12 protein-coding genes and 1 riboswitch are annotated in these 14,074 nt (G+C 47.1%); of the genes, 10 read left to right on the forward strand and 2 right to left on the reverse strand.

Annotated elements, in window-relative coordinates; all coding sequences use genetic code 11:
• Positions 1-80 precede the first annotated feature (80 nt).
• From Q3C19_RS16965 to mobV, 4 genes are all read left to right on the forward strand, one after another.
• Entirely contained in the window at positions 81-452 is a 372-nt protein-coding gene (locus Q3C19_RS16965) for a hypothetical protein (protein WP_204498725.1), read from the forward strand.
• Between the two features lie 269 nt (positions 453-721).
• Entirely contained in the window at positions 722-1,915 is a 1,194-nt protein-coding gene (locus Q3C19_RS16970; protein WP_277123056.1) for a primase-helicase family protein, read from the forward strand.
• A gap of 90 nt (positions 1,916-2,005) precedes the next feature.
• Positions 2,006-2,386, forward strand: coding sequence for a hypothetical protein (locus Q3C19_RS16975; protein WP_302730926.1), 381 nt, complete (start codon positions 2,006-2,008; stop codon positions 2,384-2,386).
• 112 nt (positions 2,387-2,498) lie between these two features.
• Complete coding sequence (mobV, locus tag Q3C19_RS16980; RefSeq protein WP_302730928.1) at positions 2,499-3,869, forward strand: MobV family relaxase; 1,371 nt, start codon at positions 2,499-2,501, stop codon at positions 3,867-3,869.
• A gap of 77 nt (positions 3,870-3,946) precedes the next feature.
• On the opposite strand, the gene Q3C19_RS16985 is transcribed toward mobV, so the two are convergent.
• On the reverse strand, positions 3,947-4,510 hold the full coding sequence (locus Q3C19_RS16985) for a Crp/Fnr family transcriptional regulator (protein ID WP_022353163.1): 564 nt from the start codon (positions 4,508-4,510) through the stop codon (positions 3,947-3,949).
• A gap of 156 nt (positions 4,511-4,666) precedes the next feature.
• On the opposite strand from Q3C19_RS16985, the gene Q3C19_RS16990 reads away from it, so the two are divergent.
• From Q3C19_RS16990 to Q3C19_RS17000, 3 genes are all read left to right on the forward strand, one after another.
• Positions 4,667-4,993 carry a multidrug efflux SMR transporter gene (locus Q3C19_RS16990; protein WP_021928755.1) on the forward strand — a complete coding sequence of 109 codons (327 nt, stop codon included), beginning with the start codon at positions 4,667-4,669 and terminating at the stop codon, positions 4,991-4,993.
• Between the two features lie 15 nt (positions 4,994-5,008).
• Entirely contained in the window at positions 5,009-6,211 is a 1,203-nt protein-coding gene (locus Q3C19_RS16995; RefSeq protein ID WP_302730947.1) for an MFS transporter, read from the forward strand.
• Between the two features lie 223 nt (positions 6,212-6,434).
• Entirely contained in the window at positions 6,435-6,818 is a 384-nt protein-coding gene (locus Q3C19_RS17000; RefSeq protein ID WP_277120907.1) for an AraC family transcriptional regulator, read from the forward strand.
• Here the strand turns inward: Q3C19_RS17000 and mfd are convergent, their stop codons facing one another.
• Positions 6,819-10,214, reverse strand: a complete 3,396-nt coding sequence (gene mfd, locus Q3C19_RS17005) for a transcription-repair coupling factor (protein ID WP_302730941.1) — start codon at positions 10,212-10,214, stop codon at positions 6,819-6,821.
• Positions 10,215-10,453: 239 nt separating this feature from the next.
• On the opposite strand from mfd, the gene Q3C19_RS17010 reads away from it, so the two are divergent.
• The 3 genes from Q3C19_RS17010 to Q3C19_RS17020 are packed head-to-tail and all read left to right on the forward strand — an operon-like array spanning position 10,454 to position 13,494.
• Positions 10,454-11,197: a polyprenol monophosphomannose synthase gene (locus Q3C19_RS17010; protein ID WP_022164141.1), complete on the forward strand. Its 744-nt coding sequence runs from the start codon at positions 10,454-10,456 to the stop codon at positions 11,195-11,197.
• Between the two features lie 37 nt (positions 11,198-11,234).
• A complete protein-coding gene (locus Q3C19_RS17015; protein ID WP_302730943.1) occupies positions 11,235-12,584 on the forward strand; it encodes a dihydroorotase in 1,350 nt (449 codons plus the stop codon).
• 19 nt (positions 12,585-12,603) lie between these two features.
• Positions 12,604-13,494, forward strand: coding sequence for a vitamin B12 dependent-methionine synthase activation domain-containing protein (locus Q3C19_RS17020; protein WP_302730945.1), 891 nt, complete (start codon positions 12,604-12,606; stop codon positions 13,492-13,494).
• A 119-nt stretch (positions 13,495-13,613) separates the two neighbouring features.
• A riboswitch (cobalamin riboswitch) is annotated at positions 13,614-13,813 on the forward strand.
• Positions 13,814-14,074 lie beyond the last annotated feature (261 nt).

Genomic DNA, 14,074 nt, shown 5'->3' on the forward strand with positions numbered 1-14,074 from the left:
ACGCAAAAGCTGGACAACGACCTGACGGCATTCGGCAACCAGTTGAGCAAGTCATTCGGTGACATTAAAATGGCAGGGGTATGAAACGTGAAGCCATAACTATGGACGAGTACGGCAGGGTTGCTGTACCGTCCGATGCCGCCAGCGTATGGATGAGCGAAATGGAACTGGTGGAACTTTTCAATGTAATCGTTCCTACACTCCGTGCCGCCATACGAGCCGTGTACAAGAGCGGAGTGTTGAAATCTTGCGAAGTGGAAAGGCTCATCAGGTTGCCTAACGGTTATTATGCGGAAGCGTATGCCTTGCCAATGGTCGTGGCACTCGCTTTCCGTATCAACACATCCAATGCCGCAAGGATACGCAATGCCCTGTTGGAAAGGCTGTGCTTGCGAAAAGACAGACAAATGCTTTGGCTTTCGTTAGGCAATAGTACAACGTGTAAGTGTTAACGGGTGGGGTTGCGTGTCAATACGCCTGTGCATTCACACAACCTCCTTAGCCCGAAAAAGTGCGATTTTTCGCTTCTTCGGGCTTTTTCTTTTCGCCTTTTAATGGCTGATATTACCCGTTTCGCTGCATTTTCTTGTCTGTCAGTTTCTTTTGCGCCGTTCTGCATCGTTTTACGTATCAAGGTTTTATCCATCCTGCCGTAGCTTTGCAACCATGTTTAATCCGCTTGCCGACAATACGTTGGCGGCACTAAAACCAAGTAAAGCTAATGACAGAAAAAGAAACATTCATTCGTGTAGGCACCACGCTCTACAAGATTGTGGACCAGCCCCGCATTGACGGCGGCTATGTGAGAAAGCGCATCGCATGGAACTCCGAGACCCTGCGGCAGGACTACGGCAAGGACTACATGGCAAGTGTTCCGAAGTATGACGGCTTCTGTACCGTACCCGACCATGTAGGCTACAAATCCGTAGTAGGCAAGTTCCTCAACCTCTACGAGCCGATAAGCCATGTTCTCGTGCAGGGCGACTTCCCCTGCATCCGTTCGTTGGTGGAACACATCTTCGGCGAACAGTACGAGTTGGGCATGGACTACTTGCAGCTGCTCTACCTCTATCCCGTTCAGAAACTCCCCATCCTCCTGCTCGTGTCCGAAGAGAGGAACACGGGCAAAAGTACGTTCCTGAACTTCCTGAAAGCCGTATTCCAAAACAACGTGACGTTCAACACCAACGAAGACTTCCGCAGTCAGTTCAACTCCGACTGGGCGGGCAAGCTGCTCATCATGGTGGACGAGGTATTGCTCAACCGCCGTGAGGACAGCGAAAGGTTGAAAAACCTCAGTACCACGCTTTCCTACAAGGTGGAGGCGAAAGGCAAGGACCGTGACGAGATAGGTTTCTTCGCCAAGTTTGTGCTTTGCTCCAACAACGAACACCTGCCCGTCATCATTGACGCTGGGGAAACACGCTATTGGGTACGGAAGATTGTTCCGTTACGGAATGACGATACCGACTTCCTGCAAAAACTGAAAGCGGAGATACCCGCTTTTCTTCATTTCCTGCAACACCGGCAGCTATCCACCGAAAAGGAAAGCCGCATGTGGTTCAACCCGAAGCTGCTGGAAACGGAAGCCCTGCGGAAGATTATCCGAAGCAACCGCAACCGTTTGGAGATAGAGATGGCGGAACTGCTGCTCGACATCATGGCAAACGTGGGCATCAGTTCTGTTTCTTTTTGCCTCAATGACATTATCCCGTTGCTCGTCTGCTCTCAAGTAAAGGTGGAGAAGTCGCAGGTTCGGAAAGTGGTGCAGGAATGCTGGAAGCTCACCCCTGCATCCAATTCGCTTTCCTACACCACCTACCAATACGACTACAACCACGAATGTCACTATTCATCCGTCAGACGGATTGGACGCTACTACACTGTAAGCAAGGAACAATTGGAAACACTCTGATATTTTGATGAAATGATGAAAGCATATATAAACGTAAAGAATAACAGCAACTTACATACTCATCAAACGCTCAACAAAAGGATTGGGCTGATGAAAAGAGAAAACAGACGCAGCCCCACACATCACTTTTCTTTTGGCGAGCGGTTTGATGAAACGCTGATGAAAGATTATTTCATTAGCTGTCAGTATATTAGACTATCCAATCATCAATTCATCGGATTTTCACCCCTCATCAAGTCCGCCGGAGAAGCAACAGAGGTGAACATCGCTATCCGCAGACAGGTCGGACGGACTTCCGGTCTGCCGACCGACAAGGGGAAACCGATGTCGCTGGCGAAAAGAAAAAGGCAACCAATGTCCGCCGACATCACCGCTGACGCTGCCGCAGGCTTTTGGGAAACAAAAAGCCATAGCTCATTAGGGCGTTTTCTTCACGCACCGCTGACGCTAATGCTAAAAACGCCCCAATGAGCCAGCGGGGTTGCACCCCTCTGGACACCCCCGTTTGCCCTGTGCGGCTATGACCGCAGGCGGACGGACATTGACAAACAAGTTTGTAGAACCTCAAAAACAAAAAACGAACATGGGATACATAAGCATCCAAATCAACAAGGCGAAAGGGTCGGCTGACACGGGTGCATCCGACCACATCGAACGCAAGACCACGCCCAAGAACGCAGACCCCACACGCACCCATCTTAACCGTGAACTGGTGCAATTCCCCGATGGCGTGGCAGACCGCACCGAAGCCATAAGCCACCGCATCCGCACGGCAGGCATCAGACGGAAGATAACGCCCGACCAAGTACGGGCAATCCGCATCGTGCTTTCGGGCACGCATGAAGATATGGTGAGAGTGCAGGACGAAGGCAGGCTGGGTGAATGGTGCGATGACAACCTGCAATGGCTGCATCGCACATTCGGCAGGGAGAACACCGTTTCGGCAGTGCTGCACATGGACGAACACACGCCGCACATCCATGCAACGGTCGTACCGATAGTGACGGGAGAGCGCAGGAAAGCCAAGAAGAAACAAGCGGACAGCAAACGCACCTACCGCAAGAAAGCCAATGCCGTGCGTTTGTGTGCCGATGACCTCCTGACCCGTGAAAGGCTTGTCGCTTACCACGACAGCTACGCCGCAGCGATGGCGAAGTACGGATTGCAGCGTGGCATACGGGGTTCGGAGGCACGGCACACCACCACCGCCCAATACTACCGTGACCTGAAACGGCAGACGGGAGAGCTTGAAGCCAATGTCCGGCAGTTGCAGACCGAACAGGAACAGGCGGAACATCAGCTTGACGAAGTCAGGAAAGAAATCAAGTTGGAGAAGCTGGAAGCCGCCAAGACAGAAGCGAAGACGGCACTCGTGGCAAAGGTCGGTTCTCTTTTGGGCAGCGGCAAGCTGAAAGAACTTGAAGCCGACAACCGCACCCTGCAAAATGAGGTTGCAGCCCGTGACGAGAGCATCGAGTTGTTGCAACAGCAGATGGAGCGGCAGCAGGAGGAATACCAACGGCAACTGATGGAACTGCAAGCCAAGCACCGCAGGGAGATGTCGGACAAGGAAGCGGAACACCAAAGGGAAGTGTCATTCCTGAAATCCATTATCCGAAAAGCCAAGAAATGGTTTCCGCTATTCCAAGAACTGGTGTACATGGAGAAGTTCTGCCTGAAAGTCGGCTTCAACGAGCGGCAGACCGCCACGCTCATCAGCGGCAAACCGCTGTTCTACGAGGGCGAGCTCTATTCGGAAGAGCACAGGCGGAAGTTCACGACCGAGGAAGCAGGCTTCCAAGTGGTAAAAGACCCGAAAGACAAGTCCAAGCTTGCACTTGCCATCAACGGGCAAGTGATTGGAGAGTGGTTCAAGGAGCAGTTTGGCAGGCTGTTCTCATCCGTTAAAAGGACGGTTGAACCGCTTAGGAGAGGCAAGTGCATGGGATTATAAACAATACCAACGGAAGAATAGCAAGTTTGTGTTTGGGGCAGACCAAAACCGCTTGCTATCCTCAGTTGGTTGAAACGTCATTTTATTTGTGCCCGAATCCTACTCAAACTTGCCTGTGTGATGCCTAAATAGGTGGCGATACTTCCTAACGGCAACCGCTGTAACAAATCAGGCTCTTTCTCCAACAACTCGTGATACCGTTCCGAGGCGACGGCTGACAACATGGAAATCAGCCGTTCTTCGGCAGCAAGCAGTTCCATTTCCGCATAACGCCGTCCCCAATTGGCTATGTGCAAATCCTCCAAGAATAACTCTTTCAGTTTTTTCCTTTCCAATACATATAAGACAGAATTTTCCATCAGCTCCATTGTTTCATACCCCGGTTCGTCATTCACATATCCTTTCATGGAAACAATAGTCGCCCCTTCCTTGCCGACCCAAAAGGTAATTTCTTTCCCCTCTACCGAAGTATAGGCGCGGACAATGCCTTTCTTGATGAAAAAGATGTCTTTTTCTATCTTGCCATATTCCAACACTTGGAATCCTTTTGGGTATGAGACTTCCGTCAGGCATTGCCGCAACTTGTCCAAAGACGCATCCGGCATGGCATATCTCTGGTTGATGATTTCCTTTATATCCATAAGTCATTTTGTTGTGGTACAAAATTATAAAATAGCGCACAGAAACAGCTGCTAACGGCTGTTTTTTGTCAAATGCAAAATCCGTTTTTACCAAATGTAAAAAACGATTAGAAATTACTTGCTTACTTTTGCACCCGAATTTAATAAATCATAGGTATGAATTGGATAATTTTATTTTTGGCAGGATTGTTTGAGGTAAGCCTTACATTCTGCTTGGGAAAAACGAGAGAGGCATCAGGTATTGGTTTTTATCTGTGGGGAAGCGGTTTCTTGGCTTCCACGGTATTGAGTATGGCATTACTTGCCAAAGCGGTTCAGACTTTGCCTTTGGGCACGGCATACGCCATTTGGACGGGTATCGGAGCGGTCGGCACGGTCTTGATTGGGATATTCGTTTTCAAAGAGCCGGCCACTCCCATACGGCTTTTCTTCCTGTTCACGCTCATTGCCTCCTTGATTGGATTGAAAGTTGTGTCATACTGAAAGGAGGAATAAATGATGAAATATGAATTGAGAGAAAACCACGGCATTCCGGCACCTTTGCTGGCTCTGATGGCAGTCGCTACCGGGCTTTCCGTTGCCAACTGCTACTACAACCAGCCTTTGTTGGGCAGCATGGCAAAGGATTTTGGGGTAAGCGACTTTTCTGCCAGCATGGTTGCGACATTGACCCAGATAGGTTATGTAGTCGGACTTGTGTTTGTCATTCCGCTTGGCGATTTGGTTTCACGAAAGCAGCTGATATTGACCAATTATATCATTTCATCGTGCGCATTGCTTGCCATAGCACTTGCCCCTAACATCTATTGGGTGTGGGGCGCATCCTTGCTTGCCGGAGCATCTTCGGTTATGCCGCAGTTCTTCATCCCGTTGGTGTCTTTCCATTCAGCACCAGCACACAAGGTACGCAACGTGGGGATTATACAGTCCTGTCTGCTCATAGGCATTCTTGGCTCACGGGTATTAAGTGGTTTCCTGGCTGATATGTGGGGATGGCGTTCCGTCTATTTTGTGGCTTGTGTGTTTATGCTCGGATGCTTTCTTATGATTTACAAGATGCTTCCCGTTCTGCCTGCTCGTTCACGTGAAAATTATGCGGGTCTGATGAAATCCTTGTTGCGTCTGCTTGCCAAATACCCGTACTTGCGTATCGCTTCGTTGAGGGCGGCATTGGCTTATGGCTCGTTCTTTGCGTTGTGGAGTTGCCTTGCTTTCCGGATGAAGCAAGAGCCATTCTTTGCGGATGACGATATTATCGGGGCACTCGGTTTGTGCGGATTGGCAGGTGCGTCTACGGTTGTATTCATTAGCGGCTATATCCAGAAGTACGGCGTAAGGTTCTTCTCCATTGTCGGGGGATGTGTTATCTTGGCTGCATGGTTGTTGGCATTTTTTGGAAATGACAGCTACTTGTGGATAATAATCGCCATCCTTTTGATTGATGCAGGAATGCAATGCATCCATTTGTCAAATCAGACCAGCGTGGTCACCCTCGACGCATCCGCCATCAACCGAGTCAATACCGTTTATATGACCATCTACTTCCTGGGCGGTTCTGCTGGTACGTTCGTTTCAGGTCTGTTTTGGCAACATTACGGATGGGCAGGCGTGGTAGGAGTAGGAGTTGCCTTTACCGTGGCTTCCTTGTTCGTTAATTGCTTCCAACCAAGACTGCATAAGGATGAATGCTCAATATTCTGACTAAAATAATTTTTGGAATGATCCTTTCAGTCTGAATATTTTTCATACCTTTGTACCGTAAGAGTTTTCCAAACAAGCAAAGCGATGCAGACCACGGCAATTAGGACGGTTGCCAACTCATTACCCGAAAACGAAGTAATTCTTCTAACTTTCTTGATTTCAAAGAGGTATATTTCTTATACAGAATTACTTCAAAAGCTTTAGCCTTGAATTAGGAAACATCATGTTCGCACAAGAAAAGAATGTAGAACAGTCTGCTTCCTACATCAGTAAACAGGACCTTATCATACTAAACTTCATGAAATTGGTTTCAACTCATTTCGCAACTGAACATCAGCTCGACTTTTATGCCAATGCTTTATGCATTTCTGTAAAGCATCTGACACGTACCGTACGAAAGATGACCGGAAAGACTCCGCACACCATCATTTGGGACGAAATTCTAGGGCATGCCTTGCACATGCTCGACGACGACAGCATTCCGATCAGCCGGATTGCCGAAGAACTACACTTTGCCGATCAGGCTTCTTTTTGCAAATTCTTCAAAGCGCAAAAAAAGAAGTCTCCCATGGAATATCGGAGAAGGAACCACACGGACCTCCCCTGATTATTCCTCGATCTGCATGGCAAACATTTCCTGCAATACGTGAACAGCCTCCTCTACCGAAGTGACGTCTTTAACCTGCATACTGCGTTTTCCGTTCTGCTCGCGCAAATCGCAACGACGGGTATACTTCATCATGTAAGAAATAACCTTACCAAAGGCCTGGCTCTGATAATACGGACTATCAGGTATGGAGACGAAGAACAAAGTCATACGCCCTCCTTTTAAAAATACCTTTTCCGCACCAAGTCGGGCAGCCAGACGACGTAAAGGAACAATGCGGAGCAGTTCCTGCGTCTCAGGAGGAATTGGACCGAAACGGTCTTCCAGACGTGAACGGAAGGCCTCCACGTCTTTGTCCAAAACCAGACCGTCCAATTCGCGATAGAGCAACATACGTTCGCTACTACCTGTCACATAATCGGCAGGTAACAATAATTCCAAATCGCTCTCAACCTGGCATTCATCCACAAACTGTTCACCGGTAATCTGTCCGCTTCCGTCGGCAGCTTGCTGTTCTTCTGCCATCAGATCGGAAAACTCTTCATTCTTCAGCTCGCGAACGGCCTCGGTCAGAATCTTCTGATAAGTTTCATAACCCAAATCGGCAATGAAACCACTCTGTTCAGCTCCCAGCATATTGCCTGCCCCCCGAATGTCGAGATCCTGCATAGCAATGTGTATACCACTTCCCAAATCGGAGAAGTTCTCAATAGCCTGCAACCGGCGTTTAGCCTCAGGAGTCAACGACGACAAAGGAGGAGCGAGCAGATAACAGAAAGCCTTCTTGTTGCTCCGCCCTACCCGGCCACGCATCTGATGCAAGTCACTCAGCCCGAAGTTCTGTGCCTGATTGATAATAATCGTATTGGCATTGGGTATATCAATACCACTTTCGATAATGGTAGTGGCTATCAGGACATCATAGTCATAATTCACAAAATCCAGTATGATTTTCTCCAGTTCGGCGGGTTCCATCTGTCCGTGGCCGATGCAAATCCGACAATCCGGAATGTTGCGTTCGATCATGGCCTTCAGTTCCACCAGATTGGAAATACGATTGTTCACGAAAAAGACCTGTCCGTTACGGCTCATCTCAAAATTAATGGCATCCGTTATCACTTCTTCATTGAAAGTATGCACTTCGGTTTGCACCGGATAACGGTTGGGTGGAGGTGTTTGTATAACCGACAAATCTCTTGCTCCCATCAGCGAGAACTGCAAAGTTCGGGGAATAGGAGTAGCCGTCATGGTCAATGTGTCTACATTAACCTTCAACTGACGCAGTTTTTCCTTTACACTAACCCCAAATTTCTGCTCTTCATCAATAATGAGCAATCCCAGATCCTTGAACTTTACATCCTTACCCAAGATACGGTGTGTGCCTATCAGAATATTTACTTCTCCCGCAGCCAAACCCTTGATAACCGCTCTGGTCTGTGCCGATGTGCGGGCACGACTCAGATATTCGACTTTACAAGGCAACTCTTTCAAGCGTTCTTTAAAAGTTTGAAAGTGCTGGTATGCCAACACCGTCGTCGGTACCAGTACAGCTACCTGCTTATTATCGGCCACAGCTTTAAAAGCAGCACGTATAGCTACTTCCGTCTTACCAAAGCCAACATCACCACACACCAGACGGTCCATCGGACGGGCACTCTCCATATCGGCTTTCACCTCAGCAGTAGCTTTGCTTTGGTCGGGAGTATCCTCATAAAGGAAAGAAGCTTCGAGTTCGCGTTGCAGAAAACTGTCGGGGCTGAACTGGAATCCTTTCTCCTCGCGACGTTGTGAATAAAGTTTGATCAGGTCACGGGCAATGTCTTTGATTTTAGTCTTGGTGCGGTCTTTCAACTTCTCCCAAGCACCAGTTCCTAGTTTGTTCAGACGAGGCGCCTCTCCTTCCTTTCCCTTGTATTTGGATACTTTATGCAAAGAATGAATAGAAACAAACACAACATCGTCATTCTGATAAACCAGTTTCATTACCTCTTGCGTAGTGTCGCCATTAGGTATACGCACCAACCCAGCAAAACGTCCTACTCCATGATCAGTATGCACTACATAGTCACCCGGAGTAAACTGATTCAGCTCTTTCAGGCTAAGTGCCACTTTTCCACTGCGTGCCTTATCGCTTTTCAGATTGTACTTATGAAAACGGTCAAAGAGCTGATGATCGGTAAAAACGCACAAATGCAAATCATTATCGGCAAAACCTTCATGCAAAGTACGCTCTACTGCCGTAAAGGAAATGTTATCGCCACGATCTTCAAAGATAGCCCGAATACGATCAGTCTGCCTTGTACTGTCACTACATATATAAATAGTATAGCCATTAGCGATATATTCTTTAAAGCTTTGTGCTACAAGATCAAAATTCTTGTGGAAGATAGGCTGAGCCGAAGTGCTGAAGTTCAAAACAGCATTGGGAGTCCCTGTCGGTTTATTGCCAAACTCCATCCGTCTGAAATCAAGAGCCCGTACCGTAAACTCACCTCCGTCTATTAATTTTCCATCCAGTCTGATGGCTCCGTTTTCTTCCGCTTCGCGGGCTGCAATTGCCTGAGGTGTCAACGACTCGTCGTGCACATTCTGTATACGTTCGCGTAACCAAAGGAAATCGCGCATGGCCAACACTGTATCAGCTTGCAGAAAATCGAGCAGAGATACCATCCCACCATTTCCTCCATCTTCCAGATTATGACTTAAGTCGGGAACAATGACTATGTTTTCTTTTTTTTCTTTCGACAGCTGTGTCTCTACTTCAAACGTACGGATACTTTCCACTTCGTCACCGAAAAAGTCGATACGGAAGGGATACTCGGATGAGAAGGAAAACACATCTATAATACTTCCGCGCACTGCATATTGCCCAGGTTCGTAAACGTAATCGACATATTCAAAACCATAATTCCGCAATACCTCTCGAACAAAGTCCATATCGACTTTTTCTCCGACATGCAGTTTCAGCGTTTTGTCATCCAAATCCTTACGTGAAACCACTTTTTCAGCTAAAGCATCAGGATAGGTCACTACACATACATGCTTTCCGTCTTTCTCCAAACGGCTCAACACTTCGGTACGCAATATCTCATTGGCAGCATCCTTCTGACCATATTTAATAGCGCGCCGAAACGATGAAGGGAAAAACAGCACATCATCCGAGCCCAATATTTGCACCAAATCATGATAGAAATAGCCCGCTTCTTCCAAATCGCCCAGGACAAAAACGAACGGGCACTCGGCCTGCTGTACAATTGTCGAAGCAAACAGCGAAGCAGACGAAGCGCATAAACCGTTACAGTACAAATGTCTGACTGAAGAATCTTTTAATAATCGAATCATGCCCTCCACATTAGGATGAGCGGCATAAAGTTGCTGAAGTTCAGTAATAGTCATTGTCATCACACTAATTCGAGCACAAAAATACGAAATAATCCACGCGTTTTATTCGTCAATGACGGAAAAAACAGTATTTTTGTTCTCATTAAAGGTACGACAGACACGAAGATTCGTACAAGGAAACAAGACTTCGTAATGTCTGTCTTTGTATCTGTAACAAAAAGTAAACAATGCTAGAGCTGAATAACGGATAAATTCAGCAACCATATAATAACCGAAACAAACTCAAAGGTGATATGCAGACATCAGACAGTATAGTTATCATTCCGACCTACAACGAACGGGAAAACATTGAAAACATCATCCGTGCCGTCTTCAGCCTCGAACATGGATTTCACATCCTTGTGATTGAAGATGGTTCGCCCGATGGCACTGCTTCGATTGTACGTACACTCCAGCAAGAGTTTCCCGAACGCCTTTTCATGGTAGAACGTCGGGGAAAGCTGGGATTAGGTACCGCTTACATTGCCGGATTCAAGTGGGCACTCGAACACAACTACGAATATATTTTCGAGATGGATGCCGACTTCAGCCACAATCCCAAAGATCTGCCACGCCTGTACGAAGCCTGTGCCAAGAATGGTGCAGATGTTTCCATCGGCTCACGCTACGTCAGCGGAGTCAATGTTGTAAACTGGCCTATGGGGCGCGTACTGATGTCTTACTTTGCGTCCAAATATGTCCGTATTATCACCGGTCTGCCTATCCACGACACCACAGCTGGATTTGTATGCTATCGCCGTAAGGTATTAGAGACCATTCAGCTTGACAGTATACGCTTTAAAGGATACGCTTTTCAGATAGAAATGAAATTCACAGCCTACAAATGTGGATTCCAGATCAAAGAAGTTCCGGTTATCTTCATCAACCGCGAATTGGGGACTTCTAAAATGAACAGCAGCATCTTTGGCGAAGCTGTCTTCGGAGTAATCCGTCTAAAGTGGGACAGTTGGTTCAAAAAATATCCGAAAGGAAAATGATTAATAAACATCAGAGAAACGCTCAACGACCATCAAAATGAAACGTACTCTTATACATAATGCCCTTATCGTCAACGAAGGAGAAACCATACAAGGTTCTATAGTTATCAGCGATCAGGGCTACATCACCGAAGTGCTGACACACGGAAAACCTCTTTCCGCTCCTTGCGATGAAACCATTGATGCTACCGGATGTTATTTGCTTCCCGGAGTTATCGATGACCACGTACATTTCCGCGATCCGGGACTGACACACAAAGCCGACATATTAAGCGAAAGCCGTGCTGCAGCTGCCGGCGGTGTAACCAGCATCATGGACATGCCCAATACCAGTCCGCAGACTGTTACGCTGGATGCACTGAACGCCAAGCTGGACTTGCTGAACGAGAAATGTATTGTCAATCATTCTTGTTACTTTGGAGCAACCAACAATAATTATACAGAATTTGAAAAACTGGATCGCAATCGTATATGTGGTATCAAACTTTTTATGGGCTCTAGTACAGGGAATATGCTGGTAGACCGTCAGGAAAGTCTGCGAAGTATATTCAGAAGTACAGACATGCTCATCGCCGTCCATTGCGAAGATCCGGCAATCATACGTCTAAACACGGAGAAATACAAAGCCCAATACGCGGATGCAGATGATATACCCGTCAATAAACATCCCAACATCCGTTCCTCGGCAGCCTGTTATGCTTCATCGCACTTGGCTGTACAGCTGGCAAAAGAAACCGGAGCACGACTGCATGTACTCCATCTGTCTACCGCACGCGAACTTAAATTGCTCGAATCCGGTTCTGTCAGCAGCAAGAAAATTACAGGTGAAGCCTGTGTCGCCCACTTGCTTTTCAGCCAGTCCGACTACCGCACACTGAACACTCTTATCAAATGTAACCCGGCCGTCAAGTCCAAAGCTGACCGCGATGCCTTGCGTGCCGCTATCAATGACGATGTAATCGACGTAATTGCTACCGATCATGCTCCTCACCTCATCACGGAGAAAAAAGGAGGCGCCTTAAAAGCGATGTCGGGTATGCCCATGATACAATTCTCGCTTGTCAGCATGCTGCAACTGGTCAATGAGGGAGTTTTCACGATCGAAAAGGTCGTACAGAAAATGTGTCATGCTCCAGCTCAGTTATACGGCATTCAGGAACGAGGTTTTATTCGTGAAGGATACCGGGCCGACCTGGTATTAGTAAGACCTGAATCCCCCTGGACATTGGAAAAACACCTCATTCAAAGCAAATGCGGCTGGAGTCCGCTCGAAGGACGCAGTTTTGACTGGAAAGTGGAAAGAACATTTGTCAATGGATACACTGTCTACACTGAAGAACAGGTCGACGACAGTTACCGTGGAGAAGAATTACGTTTTGAACGATAATCTTTTTTAATGCCAGAACATGATACTGACTTACCGTATCCGCGACATAGTCCCCTACATCAATTGGATCTACTTTTTCCATGCCTGGGGGTTCCAGCCCCGTTTTGCCGGAATAGCCAATATTCACGGATGCGATTCTTGCCGTGCCATGTGGCTGGCATCCTTCCCCGAGAGCGAGCGTAGCAAAGCTGCCGAAGCCATGCAACTCCATAAAGAAGCTTGCCGGATGCTTGAGCGTCTTGACGAAGAAGGATATACAGCGCGTAGCCTTTTCAGACTATGCCGTGCCAATTCAGACGGAGATAACATCATCATTGAAAATGTTCTCTTCCCCCTTCTTCGGCAACAAACACCACATGCCGACGGGAGTCCTTACCTCTGTCTAAGCGACTTTATCCGCCCTTTATCATCAGGCATTGCCGATACAATTGGACTCTTTGCTTCCACAGCTGGCCAAGATGCAGAAACCCACTTTAGCCAGGACCCTTACCAACACCTGTTAGCACAAACTTTAGCTGACCGACTGGCCGAAGCTGTAACCGAAAAGATGCACGAATATGTACGCAAATATGCATGGGGATATGCCCCAGACGAATCATTGAGCATGGATGAGTTATTGGCAGAGAAATTCCAAGGCATCCGGCCAGCAGTAGGTTATCCTTCATTACCCGACCAATCAGTCAGCTTTCTGCTGGACAAACTGCTGCAAATGGAACAAATCGGAATTACCCTCACTGAAAATGGAGCCATGCATCCCCATGCTTCGGTCTGCGGTCTCATGCTATCCCACCCTGAAGCATGCTATTTTTCAGTAGGGACAATCGACCAAGAGCAACTGGCAGACTACGCCCAACGTCGCGGGATTCCAATTAATGAAATGCGTAAGTACCTGTCCACTCGTCATTTATAGTCCATTGGATACATTCTATCTATACCTGCAGCATGGCTCTCCTCCCAAAATGTTTCTCTTTCCAAAAGTTTTTTAAATATAATATTCTTTAATTGTTTCATTAGTTTCATATATCCTCTTTATCTTTGCGGCCGATTGGTTCTGTGTAGCCGTTCGGCTTCATGGATTAAAAGGGAATCGGGTGAAAGTCCCGAACAGTCCCGCTGCTGTGAAACTCTTTTTGTAACGCTTTGACAAATACTTATGCCACTGGGTAAAACCGGGAAGGGGTCAAAGGCGAGAGTCAGTCAGAAGACCTGCCATCATTTAAGATAAATCGGACGCGAGGACAGTTCGATTTGGTGCATTAGCAGAATGCTGGATAATTTTTTAGTGTTTGCATATCCTTCAATTCGGGATATGAATTATTGTGCCCTGTATAATTTGCATTATTGTAAGATTACCGGTCACATTTTCAAATCATATCATCAACATGATATGTGATTTGTTGTGATTATATGGCTATATCTATATATCAGACAAGTCTTCAAGAAACACTTAAACTTTCTCCAACTGTTGATTTTAAAAAGCTATTTTATTA

Source organism: Bacteroides sp. ET489 (assembly GCF_030518095.1).
GTDB lineage: Bacteria > Bacteroidota > Bacteroidia > Bacteroidales > Bacteroidaceae > Bacteroides > Bacteroides ndongoniae.

Bases quoted from the DNA above. Each gene is read 5' to 3' on its own strand.
- Q3C19_RS16965 (WP_204498725.1), top strand. From the start codon at position 81: ATGAAACGTGAAGCCATAACTATGGACGAGTACGGCAGGGTTGCTGTA.
- Q3C19_RS16970 (WP_277123056.1), top strand. From the start codon at position 722: ATGACAGAAAAAGAAACATTCATTCGTGTAGGCACCACGCTCTACAAG.
- Q3C19_RS16975 (WP_302730926.1), top strand. From the start codon at position 2,006: ATGAAAAGAGAAAACAGACGCAGCCCCACACATCACTTTTCTTTTGGC.
- mobV (WP_302730928.1), top strand. From the start codon at position 2,499: ATGGGATACATAAGCATCCAAATCAACAAGGCGAAAGGGTCGGCTGAC.
- Q3C19_RS16985 (WP_022353163.1), bottom strand. From the start codon at position 4,510: ATGGATATAAAGGAAATCATCAACCAGAGATATGCCATGCCGGATGCG.
- Q3C19_RS16990 (WP_021928755.1), top strand. From the start codon at position 4,667: ATGAATTGGATAATTTTATTTTTGGCAGGATTGTTTGAGGTAAGCCTT.
- Q3C19_RS16995 (WP_302730947.1), top strand. From the start codon at position 5,009: ATGAAATATGAATTGAGAGAAAACCACGGCATTCCGGCACCTTTGCTG.
- Q3C19_RS17000 (WP_277120907.1), top strand. From the start codon at position 6,435: ATGTTCGCACAAGAAAAGAATGTAGAACAGTCTGCTTCCTACATCAGT.
- mfd (WP_302730941.1), bottom strand. From the start codon at position 10,214: ATGACTATTACTGAACTTCAGCAACTTTATGCCGCTCATCCTAATGTG.
- Q3C19_RS17010 (WP_022164141.1), top strand. From the start codon at position 10,454: ATGCAGACATCAGACAGTATAGTTATCATTCCGACCTACAACGAACGG.
- Q3C19_RS17015 (WP_302730943.1), top strand. From the start codon at position 11,235: ATGAAACGTACTCTTATACATAATGCCCTTATCGTCAACGAAGGAGAA.
- Q3C19_RS17020 (WP_302730945.1), top strand. From the start codon at position 12,604: ATGATACTGACTTACCGTATCCGCGACATAGTCCCCTACATCAATTGG.